14 protein-coding genes are annotated in these 17,278 nt (G+C 53.0%); 7 read left to right on the top strand and 7 right to left on the bottom strand.

Going from position 1 to position 17,278, the window contains the following annotated elements:
- Window positions 1–50 precede the first annotated feature (50 nt).
- The 3 genes from ACYVHB_RS27460 to ACYVHB_RS27450 form a co-directional block, all read right to left on the bottom strand.
- A complete protein-coding gene (locus tag ACYVHB_RS27460) occupies window positions 51–3,446 on the bottom strand; it encodes a SusC/RagA family TonB-linked outer membrane protein (RefSeq protein ID WP_461055094.1) in 3,396 nt (1,131 codons plus the stop codon).
- A gap of 210 nt (window positions 3,447–3,656) precedes the next feature.
- Window positions 3,657–4,787: a FecR family protein gene (locus ACYVHB_RS27455; RefSeq protein WP_461055093.1), complete on the bottom strand. Its 1,131-nt coding sequence runs from the start codon at window positions 4,785–4,787 to the stop codon at window positions 3,657–3,659.
- Window positions 4,788–4,909: 122 nt separating this feature from the next.
- On the bottom strand, window positions 4,910–5,518 hold the full coding sequence (locus ACYVHB_RS27450; RefSeq protein ID WP_461055092.1) for an RNA polymerase sigma factor: 609 nt from the start codon (window positions 5,516–5,518) through the stop codon (window positions 4,910–4,912).
- Between the two features lie 626 nt (window positions 5,519–6,144).
- Here ACYVHB_RS27450 and parS point away from each other — a divergent pair.
- The gene (parS, locus tag ACYVHB_RS27445) at window positions 6,145–6,555 is read left to right on the top strand and encodes a type II RES/Xre toxin-antitoxin system antitoxin (protein ID WP_461055091.1); all 411 of its coding nucleotides are present in this window, start codon (window positions 6,145–6,147) and stop codon (window positions 6,553–6,555) included.
- A 16-nt stretch (window positions 6,556–6,571) separates the two neighbouring features.
- Window positions 6,572–6,982, top strand: coding sequence for an RES family NAD+ phosphorylase (locus ACYVHB_RS27440; RefSeq protein WP_461055090.1), 411 nt, complete (start codon window positions 6,572–6,574; stop codon window positions 6,980–6,982).
- A 543-nt stretch (window positions 6,983–7,525) separates the two neighbouring features.
- Here ACYVHB_RS27440 and ACYVHB_RS27435 read toward each other — a convergent pair.
- A complete protein-coding gene (locus ACYVHB_RS27435) occupies window positions 7,526–7,999 on the bottom strand; it encodes a Fur family transcriptional regulator (protein ID WP_461055089.1) in 474 nt (157 codons plus the stop codon).
- Window positions 8,000–8,192: 193 nt separating this feature from the next.
- Here ACYVHB_RS27435 and ACYVHB_RS27430 point away from each other — a divergent pair, with 193 nt between their 5' ends.
- Window positions 8,193–8,690 carry a hypothetical protein gene (locus ACYVHB_RS27430; protein WP_461055088.1) on the top strand — a complete coding sequence of 166 codons (498 nt, stop codon included), beginning with the start codon at window positions 8,193–8,195 and terminating at the stop codon, window positions 8,688–8,690.
- An 87-nt stretch (window positions 8,691–8,777) separates the two neighbouring features.
- Here ACYVHB_RS27430 and ACYVHB_RS27425 read toward each other — a convergent pair whose 3' ends face one another.
- The 3 genes from ACYVHB_RS27425 to ACYVHB_RS27415 are packed head-to-tail and all read right to left on the bottom strand — an operon-like array spanning window position 8,778 to window position 14,013.
- A complete protein-coding gene (locus ACYVHB_RS27425; RefSeq protein WP_461055087.1) occupies window positions 8,778–10,214 on the bottom strand; it encodes a DUF3526 domain-containing protein in 1,437 nt (478 codons plus the stop codon).
- Window positions 10,211–11,626, bottom strand: a complete 1,416-nt coding sequence (locus ACYVHB_RS27420; protein WP_461055086.1) for an ABC transporter permease — start codon at window positions 11,624–11,626, stop codon at window positions 10,211–10,213. The genes ACYVHB_RS27425 and ACYVHB_RS27420 overlap by 4 nt, the downstream gene beginning before the upstream one ends.
- 29 nt (window positions 11,627–11,655) lie before the next feature.
- Window positions 11,656–14,013, bottom strand: coding sequence for a TonB-dependent siderophore receptor (locus ACYVHB_RS27415; protein WP_461055085.1), 2,358 nt, complete (start codon window positions 14,011–14,013; stop codon window positions 11,656–11,658).
- A gap of 139 nt (window positions 14,014–14,152) precedes the next feature.
- Here ACYVHB_RS27415 and ACYVHB_RS27410 point away from each other — a divergent pair, with 139 nt between their 5' ends.
- From ACYVHB_RS27410 to ACYVHB_RS27395, 4 genes are all read left to right on the top strand, one after another.
- Window positions 14,153–14,785 carry a porin family protein gene (locus ACYVHB_RS27410; protein WP_461055084.1) on the top strand — a complete coding sequence of 211 codons (633 nt, stop codon included), beginning with the start codon at window positions 14,153–14,155 and terminating at the stop codon, window positions 14,783–14,785.
- Between the two features lie 430 nt (window positions 14,786–15,215).
- A complete protein-coding gene (gene trxA, locus ACYVHB_RS27405; RefSeq protein WP_461055083.1) occupies window positions 15,216–15,545 on the top strand; it encodes a thioredoxin in 330 nt (109 codons plus the stop codon).
- A 24-nt stretch (window positions 15,546–15,569) separates the two neighbouring features.
- Window positions 15,570–16,142: a TetR/AcrR family transcriptional regulator gene (locus ACYVHB_RS27400; protein WP_461055082.1), complete on the top strand. Its 573-nt coding sequence runs from the start codon at window positions 15,570–15,572 to the stop codon at window positions 16,140–16,142.
- Between the two features lie 98 nt (window positions 16,143–16,240).
- Window positions 16,241–17,146, top strand: a complete 906-nt coding sequence (locus tag ACYVHB_RS27395; protein ID WP_461055081.1) for an NAD(P)/FAD-dependent oxidoreductase — start codon at window positions 16,241–16,243, stop codon at window positions 17,144–17,146.
- Window positions 17,147–17,278 lie beyond the last annotated feature (132 nt).

Below are 17,278 nucleotides of genomic sequence, written 5' to 3'. Positions count from 1 at the left end.
TGCTTCGGTCAGGACCGATTTTTAGCTGAGTTCAGATAAGGGAAACCCGGTTACAGACCTAACTTCAGGCCCACAATCACCGATTTGATGGTTGGATATGAGCCGTAGTCAATGCCCATGGCGAGGCTGTTTTGCGCGGCAAATGTGCTGACCTCCGGGTCGTAGCCCGTGTAGCTGGTAAAGGTGAGCAGGTTGGTACCCGTTGTATACACCTTCAGATTCCGAAGACGCAACCGGCGCATGAAGCCCGATGCCGCGCTTACCTGATAAGCGAGTGTCAGGTTCTTAATCCGCAGGAACGACCCATCTTCCAGCAAATCGGACGAAACCTGCCGCCGAACCCCACCGCTACCCGCTCTGGGTACAGTATTGCTGGTGCCGGGGCCGTTCCAGCGTTCCAGCATCCGCAGGCTCTTGTTCGAATTATCCTGCGTTTCCAAATCGATTCGGTTGAGGTTCAGGAGGCTGTTGCCGTACACACCGTTGATAAACGCACTCACGCTGAATCCTTTGTAACTAACGGTGTTGGTCATGCCGTAGTTGAATTTGGGAAGCGCCTGCCCAATAATCGTCCGGTCATTCAGATCAATTTTACCGTCGCTGTTGACATCCTTGAAAATTGGGTCACCGGGCCGAAAACGGGTCTTTTCGTTGGCAGTCAGCGAACTGGCGGCTATTTCTTCGCGGGTTTGCCAGAGACCCAGGAACGTAAGACCGTAGAACGAGCCAATCGATTCGCCGGGAATCAGCACCCCGGACCCGCCGTTGCCGATACCTGCTACATTGACCGCGCCGACGTACCGGATTTTTTCGCCATTCAGATCCAGCACCTCGTTGCGCGTGAACGCGATGTTTGCGTTGGTCGTCCATTTTACCTCCCGCGTATCAATATTGACCGTGTTGAGGGCGAACTCGAAGCCCCGGTTTTCGATACTGCCCGCGTTGATGAGTACCGACGAAAAACCCGTAGCCCGCTGCGTTTCGATATTGAGCAACTGGTCGCTGGTTTTCTTCCAGTAATAGTCCATCACTAAGTTAACCCGGTTTTTCAGAACGGAAACATCCAGCCCTACATCGAACGAAGCCGTTTTTTCCCAGCGTAAATCAGGCTGGTCGAAGCGGGATTGCTGCGCCCCAATCTGGCGCGTCGCTCCATAGGTCGTGGTACGTGTGGAATAAGCTTCGGTCGAATTATAGTTTGGAATCTCCTGATTACCCGTGATCCCGTAGCTGGTCCTAACTTTTAAATCATCGAAAAGACCCAGATTTTTCACCCAAGGTTCTTCCGAAACCCGCCAGGCAAACGCACCCGAAGGAAAGTAGCCGTAACGATTATTGGCTCCGAACCGGCTCGATCCATCGCGCCGACCCGTCAGGGTGAAGAGGTATTTTGTGTTCAGCTTGAAATTGGCCCGGACAAAATACGACTGAATCTGGTTCTGCGATTGCGACGATGCGGTTTCCTGCCCCGTAGCAGCCGACAGGTTGTTGTCTTCAAAGGTGTTGGTGAAGAAGTTCCGACCAATGGCGGTGGTCCCGCGCTGATTGAACAACTGCCAGGATGCACCCGCCAACAGCGTCAGATCGGTGGTTTGGGTGAACGGCAAAAAATACGTCAGGTAGTTTTCGTTGATCCAGCTATACCGATTGGAGATAGCCCGGGTGGCCGTGCCGTTGTCTCTCGTACCTTCGTAGATATCGCTGGGAATGTAAGCTTCACGCGCACTGGTGAACAAATCCCCGCCCAGATTGACCCGAAACTTCAGGTTTTTAATCACTTCGTATTCGCCAAACCAGTTGGCATTGATGCGCGTGATGTATGTGTCGTCTTTTACTTTCTCGGCGTAGGCGACGGCGTTACCAATCAGATCAATTTCGCCGTTATCAGCCCCTACATTATACAGGTTGTACGTACCGTCGGGGTTGTAGACAGGTGTGGCGGGGTTAATCCGGAACGTGTTCAGCACAACGCCCCCCACAATTGACCCCGGCTGAACCGATTGGGTCCGATTCGTGTACGTCCGGGTACCTAGCAACGTCAGGCCGTATTTAAGTCGGGGGTTAACGGTTTTGTCGAAGTTCACCCGGAGGCTTCCCCGCTTAAAACCGCTATTGATAACGACCCCATTTTCATTGTAATAACTGCCGCTGATGAGGTAACGAGTTTTGTCGTCACCGCCACTCACCGACAGTTGATAATTGCTTAAACCCGACCGGCGATACAAGGCGTCCTGCCAGTCGGTAGTATTGGTTTTCAGGTACTCAAGCCGGTCGGGTTTGGCAAAGTAAATGACGGGTGTAGTGGCTTGCCGGTAAACACTGTCGTTGTAGAGAATCTCGTTGCGGTAAGTAGCATATTGAAAGGCGTCCATGAGGCCTATCTTTTTGCGGATTTCCTGGCCACCGGTATACATCTCGAAATCAATGCGGGGCGCACCGGCTTTACCGCGTTTGGTCGTCACAATCACCACACCATTGGCACCCCTGGCTCCATAAATAGCCGTGGCTGACGCATCTTTCAGGATTTCAACGTTGTCGATATCATTGGGATTGATGGAAGTCAGGTTATCGGCCCCGGCAAAGCCGTCGATCACAAACAGAGGTTCATTACCCGCGCCGATGGAGTTGGTTCCCCGGATACGGATGCTGGCCCCTGAGCCTGGCTCGGAGCTGTTCTGGGTTACCACAACCCCGGCGGCCCGGCCCTGTAGAATTTGTTCCGTAGTAGCAATAGGAACCGTTTCGATATCTTTACTGGTAATGGACGAAACAGACCCGGTCAAATCCGTCTTCTTCACCGTGCCGTATCCCACAACGACTACCTCATTCAAGGCTTTGATGTCATTTTTCAGGCTGACATTCACGACAGGCTGATTGCCTACCGTAACTTCCTGGCTCTCGTAACCGACGAAACTAAAGACCAGTATCGTATTTTTAGCGGGAACGCTGATCTGAAAACTCCCTTTTCGATCCGTAGTGATTCCTCGCGACGTGCCTTTCACCAGGATACTTACGCCGGGCAGGCCTTCGCCCAGCTCGTCGGTAACCGTACCCGAAACGGTAATGTCTGCCGCTTCAGGGGAGCTACCGGTCTGGGCTGAATTGGTGTCGGGCACAGCGTCGGCGGGAGCGCGGTTCAGAATTACTTCATCCGTATCGACCCGGTAATCAATTTTCAGGGGTTTTAGCAACTCGTCCAGCACCTCGCCCAGGGGTATGTTGCTAGCGTTGATCGTTACTTTTCGTTCGGCACGTATCAACGCCGAGCTGTACGTAAACCGTACATGGGTCAGCTTACTCAACCGGGTCAGGATTGTTTTAACCGACTGCTCCTTCACCTGCAGCGTTACCCGGCGGGTCAGCAGTTCCTGCGCGTGGGCGTTACGGGCCAGCGTAAGGCCTGAGCAAAGCAGGACGAGCAGCATCTGACAGACGGTGATTCTCATAATTCGGTACAGTAGCCTGTACGAATGTGGTAAAAATTGCATAGATTTACTTGTTTTTGTCTGGTTTAGAAAGGGCAAAAATTCCCTGCACCTCAGTGATGAGGTTGTTTAGCGATGAGCCGGGATAAGTATCAGGCCGGTAATGTTGAGACCATTGCCGGCTTTTTCATGCGTAATACAACCGTCGGATTAGAGCATAGGCAGCGGAGGTTAAGGGGTGCAACCGGTACTGGTGATAATAAGCTGACCATCCACCGTCTCGTAGGTAGCCCCGATGGCCCGGCAGATTCGGTCAAGACGCTGGTGAAGTCCTTCGTTGCTGGATAGCGTTGTGGTGATCGGGCACCGGCTCAGCGTTGCGGCATCGAAAATAATGTCCAGCCCATACTGACTTTCCAGGGTTGTCAACACCTCCGAAACCGGCCGGTCGTCGAAGACCAGTTCCTGATGCATAGGTGTAGAAGGGAGTGGCACTGGCTCCTCGATCAGGTCTTTGGCCAACTGCTCATTCCCCCGGGTGAAGGTAGCCCGCTGGTTTGGCGTCAGCAGAACACCGGCCACCTGTGCAGTAGCCTGCTGACGCTGGCGGTCAAAGTCCCGGCGTGAAAAGACGGATACCCGCCCCGTTCGCACCACCACGCTGACCATCTTGTCCTGCTCAAAAGCCCGCACCCGAAAACTGGTCCCCACAACTTTGGTAACCGTCTCGCCCGCATACACCAGAAAAGGGCGGGCCGGATTCTTGGTCACCTCAAAGAAGGCATCGCCACTCAGGCTGACCTCACGCCGGTCGGAAGCGAACCGCTCCGGATAGCTGAGTCGGCTATTGGGTTGTAATTGTACTGTACTGCCATCGTTCAGCTTGATCAGGATAGCCTTATTCGTATTGTTGGTCTGCTCCCGAAGTGATTCACCCCCGGTGGCTACCAATGCCGGAGCGGTTGCGGTTAGCCGACCTGGTTCCTGGTGGTTCATGAACCACCAGCCGGTGCCCAGGGCCAGCACGATGCAGGCGGCAGCGGCCCATCGGCCCCAGAATGGATTGAACCGTACCACCCGGCCCACCGGTGCTGGCTCATAGGCCTCCTGGTCGACTTTTTTCCGCAGTGCCTGCCAGATGGCGGCTAACTGATCTGGATCAGCCGCCGACTGCTCAGGAGTGGTTGCCTGATTGAGCTGACGCACCAGATGGATGGCCCGCACCACGGTTGCTGCATGCTGGGGTTGCTTTTGTAGCACGCTCACCCAGAACTGATCAGATTCCTGGTCGGGTTGGAGCACCCACTGCCGGAAAAAAGAATCAGCGGCTAAGTCTTCTACCGTATAGTCGTCGTAATTCATCCTCGCTATTGTCTCACTGACAAGAGGGAAGAACAACCGGTTTTAACTCAGTAAATTCTAAAAAAAGTTATTATTTTTTGCTTTGGATAAATCCGGCCACGAAACAGGAAGCTGCAATCTCCTTATCGATACAGGTTGATCAGTACCCAGGCAATCATCCAGATCGCTCCGTTGAGTAGCTGACGTAAGGCTAAAATAGCCCGGCTGATGTGATTCGTGACCGATTGCGGGTTGATCCCCATAATCTGCGCTACTTCCTCATTACTAAACTGGTGATAATAGGCCAGCGTAAGGGCTTCCTGTTGGCGGGGCGGCAGCGATTCAACAGCCCGGCGTAACCGAACCTGCTGTTGCTGCTGAGTATCCAGCTCGGTCAGTAATGTTTCCAGAGAGGGCGAACTCAGCCGGTCGTCAAGGTCGGTCAGGTCGCTGGCCTGACGCAATGGGTCGGAGGTTCGGGTCAGGTGACCGACCAGCCGATTACGCAATATGCGAAACAGGTAAAAACGAATGGCATTCGGGGTTGTCAGCGTAGCCCGTCGTTTCCAGATTTCCAGAAAGACATCTTGTACTGCGTCGGCTACCTGCTCGGTATCGGTGCTTAACCGGTTGCCGAACACCAAAAGCGGCCCAGCATGAAGGCGATACAACTGCTCAAAAGCCCGAACGTCACCCCCCCGAAAGGCATCCCAGAGAAGGGCGTCAGTAGCAAACGAGGTAGAATCAGGCATGTAGTAACAGAAATAGTACTTCTGTTGTACAATAATAGCACAAAATTATTAAGTTTTTGAACGATGATAAGACAGTGCATCTAATCCGGATGACCTTAAGAAAATCTGCCTTAAAGCGTAATCTACTAATTGTATCAGGCTGATATTAAATCACCTCCATAAGTTCGCGTCCCGGCGGGGAACCGCACGGTGGACTTGTACTGCCCATTGTTCGCTTTGTTGATGTAATGTACTACTCAATTTTCTTCAAGCGAAAATAGCTCAATAGCCCCTCGTCAGGCTTCTGGTATAGATTAAGTCGCGTTTTCTTTATATAACTTAACTGTTTATATCCGTATAAGCTCCGCTCCTATTCAATGGTGCCTGCACAATCGAGCAATTTCAGGACGGGTCACGGCCATTTCCGACCAATAAATGGGTAGCTGTTGGTATTTTATGAACTCGTTATTTAGCTATCAATGAATAGGTTATGTTAGTATCAGCTACCGCTGAAAACCGTTCGAGAAAACCTCCGGCTGCATTCGGGGAAAGGGATTAGTTCATCCTGAGAAAGTAGCTATATGTTGCAAAAATGAACGGCTCTTGGCATATTGCAGTTGTAGTGATGAAAAAAGGCACTGCTTGGTATGGCATACGCAACACTTCCTCCACAGACGGCGGTTTACACCCCCTACACCGTTATTGATAAATCCCGGCAAGGCATGCTTCGTTCAGAAGCGGATCAGGTAGCCCAGTTAGCCGGATTGACCGATATTGAACTGGCCCGCATTCTGAACATGTCGGTACGCAACCTACACCGACTCAAAGCCGACGATAAACTGGCCCGAGATGCTTCCGAGCGGCTGCTGTTACTAACCAATCTGTTGCAGCATGGACTGAATGTCTTCGATGAGGTTGCTCAGACGCTGGCCGAATGGCTTCGTTCACCCATTCGTGAACTCAATACCCAATCCCCCTTGTCTCTCTTAGACACAACAACCGGGTTTGGCCTAGTAGATGATGTGCTGGGGCGCATCGAACACGGTATTGTCGGATAGTTCTCCTGCGACCTTGATGTTAACCGTTTATCGAACCGTCAAAGCCAACTACATCCATGAGCCATTGGCTACCGAAGGAGCACGGTTATTTGGTGGCCGGTGGAACCCAAAGGGGTACCCCCTACTTTATACTACCTCCTCACCTGCTCTGGCCTTAGTCGAATCGTTAGTGCACCAACCCCGGGTCAAGTACGAAAAGTTGCCTAAACTATTTCTGTTTACCCTGGAGGTGCCTGATGACTCCTTAACCATTTGGTCGCCAGACGACCTGCCTGCTTACTGGAATGAAGAAAGCTACGAACGGACCCAGTGGATTTTACGGGATTGGCTGAATGAACCCACAACACTAGTAGCGGCAGTGCCCTCGGTGGTGGTGCCGATGTCCTACAACTATCTGCTTCATCCTGCTCATTCGGCTTTTAGCTAAATCCGGGTTCTCCACCAAGAGCCTTTTCCAATCGAACGTCGACTCTGGCAGCAGGACAATCCATAATTCATTCAATTAGTAAACCTGTACGTCGTTAAATGAAAGTGGATATACAATGTAACTTATATTGATTGATTTGTATAAACCAGTTCATTTGTGATCGTTCACAAAAAGGGCAGTTTTCAATATTAATTGAACGAGTCGTCATAAGCTGTCAAAACCGTTCATTTAAACGTCCGAATAAAGGCAGGGGCTGGCCAAGATGTGAATGGGGAGTGAAACCGGCTTTTTATTCCCTGGCTTCGGCCATCCGATTCCAACCGATTGTACCGAAATAATAAGTCTATTGAAATCCGCGCCAGCAGAAGCTGGACGTGGCTTTTTGACTCAGTTTAGTGTACCGACGAGATCACCTGATTTTCTGCGTGGTGTCAGATCAATCGGGTGATGGCTTCATTGAGAAAAGCGACACCCCTGACTCTGTAAAACCAGATAGGATAACGACTGATGTTGTCATTTTTTTTAATGTTCTTGAGTGGTCGATCAGTTATGAACCAGGGGGTTCTTATGGATAGCGTCCTGAGTGCGATGCCGACAGTCATTACAGGTGCCTTCACCTGTTAACCGTAAGGTATCGAGCCGAAACGGCCGAACCAGGGCTAAATAGGTTTCGGGTAATTTAGGTAGAGAAACGACCGTTTCGCACTGCGTGCACTTGAAATGTGGGTAGTCGTCCGCTATGGAAGCGGGTGCCGTGTCAACCGGGATCGTATCCGCCGGTACATTGAAATACGAACAGATCCCTTTAGTGTCAATGTGTTTCTGCACCAAACCTGCCTCCGTCAGCGTCAGCAAACAACGGTACAGGCTCACCCGGTCCAGTGCATGATTGAAGGCCCGTTCCAGATCGGCGTGCGTATAAGCCCGCTTCGATTCAGTCAATAGAGATAAAACACCGGTCCGAATAAGCGTGGGCCGAATGCCCCTGGTACGGAGTAGCTGCTCAATGTCGATCATAACGAGTGCTGATTGAAACAGGTTTTAGCAAAGATAAAGCTGTTTTTGCAACATAGTTGCACATTAATAATTTTTACCTAATTTTGACCGGGCTGTCACGCTACTGTAATCGTCTAAGAATGCAGGATTGGACGTTGGGTATCGTATCGGTGCCTGACCATCGTTTCAAAATACGAAATAAACAACGTTGACTATGAAATCAGCAATCACCCCTGTCGGTCTGTCCCTGTTGCTCGTCATTGCCTTACTGGCCTGTAGTTCGGGAAACAAAAATTCAGCCGCTCATCAGAAACTCGTTGCTGATCACGCCATTATCGAGGCTAACCACCAGAAGTTAGAGACCACCCACGACGATATGGAAGCTATGCATGAACGGATGAAGGCTTCCCACGATTCGATAAAGAATGATTCGCCCGCTCACAAAACGATGGAAGCCGAACACGAAATGATGATTGCTGCCCATCAGGCTATCATCGTTAAACACGAAGAAGTGATGAAGCAGCACGCTGATCTGGAAGCCAAACACGAGAAAGGCGACCTGTCGGACGAGCAGATGGTGAAAGACCACGCGATGATGGCTAGACAGGATGAGGAAATGATGGCCGAAGACGGACGGATGGCTACCGAGCACCAGAAAATGGAAGCCGACCATGAGCGGATGATCACCCAGGACAAAGCAAAGAAGCCATAAACGATTCTTGCAGAAGAATCTTCCTCTTTGAAGTAGGGGTGCTGGCGTTTGGCTGGCACCCCTACTTTTTTTAACTGCCATCCGACGTTAATCCAGCAATGACAGGTCGTTGCGTTTCAGGAGCCGCCAGCAAAGTCCGGTCAATAACACCATGAGTAGCACCAGCGTAACCAGGCGGTTATTAATAGGGATGTAATCGATTACCGGCCGGAACGTATAGTGGGGCAGGTGCTCAAAATCAACTTTGGTCAGGCTGTTCCGGTGCAGATAGATCCGGTTATCGAGGTAGTCCCGCCACCGGGCGAAGTGCTCATACATGCTCGTATCGTAAGCCAGCATCTGCTGCATATCACTGGCCGACGCCCGGTTACAGATACTTTGAGCCAGCACCGCCGGTGAACAATAATCGTAGCGGTCGGCGATGCGGATCCGGTTGGCGAGTTGCCGATGGTAAGCATCCTCGAACGGCTTTACTTCTTTATCCAGCAATAGGTGCATAGCCCGAACCCAGCGCGGATTATACCAACCCTCGGGGAACGTGTCGCGGGGAACATTGTTATAGGCCGGAAAAGCCCGGTAGAACTGAGTAGCTAAGGCCGGTTTGGGCGTTGCAAACACGCGGGCATTGGCTTTCTGTACCGCTGCGGTCAGTTCGGTTTTGGCATCGATGGGATACGCCACGGTCAACACCGCCGTGAGCGTCGCCGGAATTGCCACGCAGAACAGCAACCATACACTGACCAGCATCAGCGCATTGAACCCCGACGAGCGGTGCAACGCGGTCACGACGCCGGTGATGCCCGCCCAGCAGCCCACGTACAGCCACATCGTAACCAGCATATAACCCAGCCGATGATCGATGGGTGCCTGGGTAATACCGGCTGCCATCCCGATAATAACCGTACCGATCAGGCCGGTAATGAACCACCGAAACGCTAATTTGATCAAAACAAAGTCGACCGGTCGGACTGCCTGCACCGCCAGCATAGCCAGCGTGCCGCCTTCTTTCTCGCTGCTGAGCAGGTTATAACTGAGGAGAATGAAGTAGAGAGGAAACAGAAAAACCAGCACGAAACTCAGGTCCAGATGACCGGCAAGCTGTTTCTGGGGGTTGGTGATCTCCCCCGACAGGGTCTTGTTCTGGTAACCCGTGGCGTATTTGTTGTAGAAATACGTGCCGGTGGTGATGCTGACGGCGTATTTGTGCAGGTCCCGCTGCCCGAACGCCAATGCCGCCAGCCCGTCGGGCCGGTTGGCGTGGAGGGCATACAGAAAGTCGTCGTACTGCCAGGCCGCTACCGTATCCTTAGTGGCGAATTGTGCCCGAACCACCTGCATACTGCTGTCGATGTCGTGCTGAAGAAGATTGATCTTTTGTTGCTGCTGCGCCACTTCGGTCCGCCCATAAAAGGCCGCGTAGGCACTGATGATAACCAGCAGAGCCGTCAGTTGCCAGAACGCCCGGCTGCGGGTTAGCTGGTACCAATCGAAGCGGATCAGGGTGGTGGCTACCGGTAAGCTCATCGGAAGGGAATGGTTCGGGTCAGGTAAATCAGGCCGAAACAGATCAGCAGCCAACCCGTCAGGGCGAGACAGGCTACCCCTTGTTGGCGAATCGCCCAGCCCACCGGGGGTTCCGCGTAGGTGAACGGGCGAATGGCACGGTAAGCTTCCGGGCCGAATCTGGTTTTCCAGTCGCCACTTTTGGTGTGGGTGGCCATAAACTCGTTCATCGCGTTGACGAAATACAGCCGGTACTGTTCGGTTTCATCCTGGAAATGGGTAAACTGCGCGTAGTCGGTTCCGCACAGGGCCATACTGACGCCCTGCACCGCCTGAAACGGATTGACGAAGCCCGCCAGTTGGCCCAGGCGGTTTTGCTGAGCAAATACATAGCGCACGTCGCCGATGCGCTTGCGGTAAATTTGGGTGGTGTACTTCTCGCTTTCGACCATCGCCACGGCATCAAAGTTGATCGGCAGCGCAGCGGCTGAATCCACGCCGTATTGGCTCAAGAGTTGTTTCAGCAGTACGGCCCGGCGGGCATCGTGCGGGTCGTGGCCATCGAGTCCGTTTTCTTCGTCGTGTTTTACGAGTTTGGCGTAAGCGTACTGCGACGGGGTTTCAACCAGCGTACTGCCCAGGTTGCTGGTCACCTTAGGCACCACCACGCAGGCCAGCATCCACAGTCCCAGCAGTTTCATCAGCGAGGCCCGACTGGTCAGGCTGAACGCCGAACAGACGACACTCACCGTCACGAGAATACCGGCGTAAAGCACGTAGCTGAGCAGCAGCAGGCTGAATCGAAGGGCAATATCACCGGGTGCAGGGAGCGTTTGCCACACCAGCCCAAGCAGCAGGGCACCAAACACCGGCGCGAGCAGTCCCGAAATCAGCAGCCAGTAGCCCGCTATCTTGCCGATGACCACTTGTTGCAGCGACACGCCCTGACTCAGCAGCAGGGGCAGCGTCGTCATCTCTTTCTCGCGGCTGACTGAGTCAAAACACAGAAAGACAATCAGCAACGGCAGGATAAATTGCAACACAAACGCGGGGGTAAGTTCCCCAAACCGAATGATCGACGTCGCATCTTCGGCTTGACTAAACTTGAAATCATCCTGTTTGTGGGGTTCTAGAAAAACGGACGTGCCCGTGTAACTGTCTAAGCCGTTGTCGAACAGGCTCAGGGGTGTTTTCAACCGGAAGGCAAAGTTGCCGAAATGGGCGGCACTGTGCGGGTTTTTGGGCGGCTGATTCAGCCAGCCCTCCCGGCTCAGTTGCTGGGCAGCTATACGCTCGGCGTTGGTACGGGCGACCGTTTGCCCCGCCGTCACGAACCCAATGCCGACCAGCAGCAGCAGAACCAGGCCAACGAGCCGGTAGCGTCGGTCGCGCAGCAGGTCCCGGATTTCCTTGCGGGCAATTAGCTCGATCATGGTCGTTTGGGATAAACGGAAACGGGAATTCACCAGGCGTTATAACTCAGGCTAACCTGCACATTGCGGGGCGCACCGGGAAACGAGTAAGTAGTGCCGTAGGTGCCGATGGCGTAGCGTTTATCGGCGAGGTTGTTGACGTTCAGGGCCAGGCCGATGTTTTTGACCCGGTAAGTCAGCAGGGCGTCGAGCACACTATAGCCCGGAAAGGGAGTTCCGTACACCTGCTTATCGCTGTAGTGCCGGTAGCCGAATCCAACTTTCAGACCTTTCAGCACCCGCGTGAGCTGGTAGGTCGTCCATAAGCTGACCGCATCATGGGGCGTGTCGCCAAACTCCTGCCCGACTTCCTCAGGGTTGGTGCTGCGGCTGGTGTAGGTTTTGTTTTTGGCGTAGTTAGCCAGCACATTCCAGTTGGGTGTCAGGGCACCGGTCAGGGTGAGTTCCAGCCCCCGGCTGGTGACCTGCCCGGTCGTGATCTGGCGGATGCCGGCGGGGTCAGCCGGGTCGGGTTTCAGCACGTTCTGCTGCCGAATCTGATACAGGGCGATGGTGGGCACCAGCCGCTGCCCCATAAAATTCCCCTTAAACCCGACTTCCATCTGCTGCGCCCGGACCGGTGGAAACGGTCCCCCGGCCAGTCGCCCGTTGGAGCCTTGGGGTTGAAATCCTTCCGAATAACTGCCGTAGACCGATACATGCTGCGTGGGTTGATAAACGAGTCCAACTTTAGGTACCCAGGCGGTGGCACTGGATGTGTCGCGGGATGGGGAGCCGCCGAAGCGGCCGTAGTAGAGGTATCGGTAGTCGTCGTAGCGCAGGGCCAGCAACGCTTTTAGTTTAGGCGAGATCGTCAACTGATCCTGCACGTAGCCGCCCGCAGTGCGGGTGGGGCCGTAATTTTCCTCGTCCGACTGGTAATAATCGGGTGTTTTGCCCGCCGTCTGGAAGGGCGCGTAATTGGGCTTGTTCAGACTGATATAGTCCGAATAATAACTAAAGCCAGCCGGGTAATTGGACGCGTAGCGGTTTGCATCAAACCCGACGACCAGCTCATGGGTCAGCTGGCCAGTTTTTGCCCGGTAATTAACGTACGCATTCAGGGTCGAACCCCGCTCCCGGCCCCGGTACACCTGCAAGAACCGCGAGATGCTATCCACACGGGGCGAGTAACCACCGGGCTGGTAGATGCGGGCATCGAGGCTGCGCCGGGAGAAGTTGTACCAGACCGTAGCCGACAGGTTAGCGGTAAACCGGTGGGTCAGGCTCAGTTGTTCCTGAATGCTCCGGGATTTATAGGCCCCGTCGCTGCCCGCGTACCGAAATGTGGCGGGCACAGCAAACAGATTGTTTGACGGACCAACGATGGGTACGCCCGTGGATGGGCCGGTTTCGTTGGCCGACCGTAAAATGGTAGTTGAAGTCAGTTCGGTTTGGGGGCTGATGTGCCAGGTAAAAACCGGCGTCAACACGATGCTTCTGGTCTTAAGATCGTCGTAAAAGCTCCCGCCGTTTTCCAGTCCCACGTTGATCAGACCGAGCAGGGTTTGCGCCTTATTGAGCGAGCCGGTCACGTCGGCCTGCAACCGGGTCAGCCCGAAACTGCCAACCGTCAGATTGGCATCCGTATGAACGTCGCGCCGGGGCTTTTTGGTCACGATGTTGATGGTGCCTCCAATGGCTCCGTTCCCATATAGCACCGACGATGGCCCTTTCAGAATCTCTACCCGTTCAGCGTAGGGCAACTGGGGCGACTGATCCAGGCTGGCATACCCGTTACGCTGGCCATTGACCATAAAATTGGCCGCGCTGGTGGTGAAGCCCCGAATGTTGACGTAGTTGAAATCGCTCTGGTCGGTGACACCCGCCACGTTTTTGTACACATCGCTGAGCCGGTACATCTGCTGTTCCTGCAACACCTGACGGGGAACCACCTGAATCGCCTGGGGAATGTCCCGCAACGGAGTAGCGGTCCGGGTGCCTGATTCGACAATTGGCTCGACGTAGGGTTTTTCCCGTCCACCGGTCACGACGACCTCCTGCAAACTGCGCGTGGTTTCGTTGAGCTGCAACGTCAGAGCCGTGACCTTGCCGGGGGAAACGGCTATGTTCTGCCCCGAAGCCGAGTAGCCTACCCCGGTCGCCACGAGGGTGTAGGTACCAGCCGGAACCTGACGCAGGATGAATTCGCCCCGCCCATCGGTAATCGTCCCCAGCATGGTCCCCTGTAGGGTAACGTTGATACCACCCAGCCGAACACCCGTCGGCGATTGGATGCTACCCCGGATGCTGCCCGGAGTAGTTAGGGTTGGTTGGGCATGGCTGCTTGTCATGGAGCCTATACCCATGACAAGCAGGAGCAGTGCGGGTAAAAATTTTGAATTCATGGAGGAACGGGCTGATAGAGCAAGTTTAAGCACAAAGATAATCGCCCTCCTACTATTTGCAACTTAGTTGCATCTACTGAAATCCTATTTATATTTGCATCGATGTTGCAACAAGGTAACAACCCGAAAATTTAAATACATGAAGAAGACATACCTGTTCGCTTTCTTAATGACTGTTGTTGGCAACATGGCTCTTGCCCAGACGGTTACGTTTGGATTAAAGGCAGGCGTAAACGTGCCGAGCGTCTCGTCAGATTTCTCACCCGCTACCGATGGCAAAGAAGGGCTTGCCTTGTTTCACGGTGGTGCAATCGTTGACGTTGGTATCAGCAACCACTTTAGTATTCAGCCCCAGCTACTGTATAACGGTAAGGGCTTAAAGTTTCATGACCCAACTCATGGGCACACCGTAACGCTCAATTCAGTCGATTTGCCTGTTTACGCTGTTTACAAAATGGCGAAAGGGTTCTACGCGGGAGTAGGGCCAAATTTTGGCTTTAACGTAAGTGGTAAATCTATATCCACGATGCCAGGGGACGTACCACATCCCTATAAACTGGATGGGAGTGCCTACGACTTCAAGCGGTTTGATTTAGGTGTCAGTGCATTGGCTGGCTACCAGCATAAAAGCGGCTTGTTCGTCAGTGCTAACTACTTGAAGGGGCTTACGAACGTATTTAACAACCCTGGATATAACTGGTCGAACAATGTACTTGCCTTCTCAGCAGGGTATATGTTCAAATCCACTAAGCGAACGGGAGAAAACTACTGATTCACCACCAGCTACGCCCAGTATCTGTGGCCAAAACCAGGAAGAGGCAGACAAATAGACTTGTCTGGCTCCTCCTGTTAAAACTGGTTCATTTCGACCCATGGCGTGATTTCACCGCCCACTCACTATATCGCTCAAAGGCTCACGTACGTACAGAGTTATTTGCTCGAAAACAAGATCAGTCTGCAATCGGGCAGCTTTAATGAGTTGAAACGAGATTCTTTTCGGGACGGTGGCCTGGTTCATAAATAAACCATCGACGACCTCAGCTTTCTTAACCGCCAACTGGTCAATGATACTGGTTCTTTAGAGAAGTTTTTTACCCGCTACGACCATAGCCAAACTTTTTTTGCAGTGGCCAGGTTATCATGTCTCAAAAGTGAGACATGATAACCTGGCCACTTTACAGTTAAACACAACTTAAACTGAAATGGAACACAAAGCGATTGAACTCACGGACACTAATTTCACGGAGACTATTAACACTGATCAGCCCGTGCTGGTTGACTTTTGGGCAGAATGGTGCGGCCCGTGCCGATTGGTTAGCCCCGTTGTAGAACAACTGGCGGCTGAATACGAGGGAAAGGTGGTAGTGGGCAAAGTCGACGTGGACGCTAACCCCGGGCTGTCCATGAGGTTTGGCATCCGTAGCATTCCCACGCTGCTTATGCTCAGGAACGGTCAGATTATCGATCAGCAGGTAGGTGCGGTGCCCAAGCATCTACTGGCTCAAAAGCTTGACGCATTACTGGCGGCCTGAGCCCATTTTTTAGCCGATCAACCGATGCAGGATACGCAGCAGAGAATAATAGAGGCCGCTATTGCCGTGCTTAACGACGACTTATCCGCTTCGATGGATAAGATAGCGCTACAGGCAGGGGTTACCCGCCGGACTCTTCATCGGTATTTTGATAACCGGCAGGACCTTTACAAATCGTGTCTGCAAGAAATGTGGCGGAGTTGCCAACAGGCCACCAGTGCGGCATACGCCAGTTCGCCGGATGCCCAGCAACAACTCAAGCACCTGCTCTACGCCAGCATCGACTGCGGGAAGAAATACGCCTTTTTGCACAAGTTTAACTTGGTTCAGGCCCCCTCCCCGGTATCAGCCGGGGAGGTAGAACCCATTCAGCTCTTACAAGGCGTGGTGATGACGCTTCAACGGCAGGGGATGCTCAACCCGGAGTTAACCGTTCCGTGGATTCTGGCACTTTTCCTCGGCGTAGTGCAGGCGACTATTCAGGCCGAGACCACCGGGACAGTAGCTAAGCATTCAATCAAAGAGTTGGCCTGGCTTTCCTTTAGTCAGGGTATTGGACTGCGTACCTACTCGCTGATTGAGCCCTCGCAGGTTTAACAAGTTTTACTATGAAGCGTCTCGATTTTATAAAAGGTACCGGTGTGTTGACCGCGTCGGTCTGTTTGAATCCATTCCAACTTACTTTATTGGCCAAGATGAAAACCGTAGCAGTTGATGTCGTTATTGTCGGGGGAAGCTACGCTGGATTATCCGCAGCAATGGCACTGGGCCGGGCAATCCGAACTGTGTTAATTATCGATAGCGGTCGGCCCTGCAACTGGCAAACCCCACATTCCCACAATCTGATAACCCAGGATGGTGCTACCCCGGCGCACATCACGGCCCTTGCCAAAAAGCAAGTCCTCGCTTACCCGACCGTCTCGTTCCAAACCGATACTGTGACTGCGGTTACGGGAGCCAGCAATGCGTTCGAGGTGCAAACGGCTTCGGGCAAAACAATAGGGGCTAAAAAAATTCTCTTCGCGACCGGGTTAAAAGATAATTTACCCGCCATTGAGGGATTCGCGGCCTGTTGGGGTATTTCCGTAATTCACTGTCCTTATTGTCACGGCTACGAGTACCGGGATCAGCCTACGGGTATCCTCGTCAACGGTCCCATGGCCTTGGAGATGGGGACACTGATCCGGAACTGGACGAAGGAATTAACCATTTTTACGAACGGGACGCCTACCTTTAGTGCCGAGCAACAGCAGCAGTTACAATCTCAGTCTATCGCGGTAGTGACGAAGGACATCAGGCAAATTGTTCACAAGGAAGGGGTCATTGAGCACCTGGTCTTCGCCGACGGAACCCAACATCACTTACGAGCCTTATACGCCCGGTTACCGTTTGAGCAACATAGTCCCCTTCCCAAAGCGCTGCATTGTAACCTGACGGAAGCCGGACTGATTCAAACCGATGAGTTTTACCACACCAGCGTAGCCGGCGTTTACGCGGCTGGCGATAACCGTTCGTTAATTCGCTCGGTGGCGGGGGCCATCGCAGCGGGCAACGTAGCTGGTGCTTTGATGAATCGCGAACTCATTGCCGAGGGCGTATAGTGGGACAAGCTACCCCCTCTTTCTTACTGGTATCAAACGGATAGTCAGTAAGAATTGATTGGCCCGATAGTCCAGTACCCGTAGCTAAGACCGGGAAGAGCCAGACAAGTCTATTTGTCTGGCTCTTCCTGC

The organism is Spirosoma arcticum (assembly GCF_054779955.1).
The sequence above is the reverse complement of the archived record's forward strand: the minus strand, read 5'-3'. Positions and strand labels throughout refer to the sequence as shown.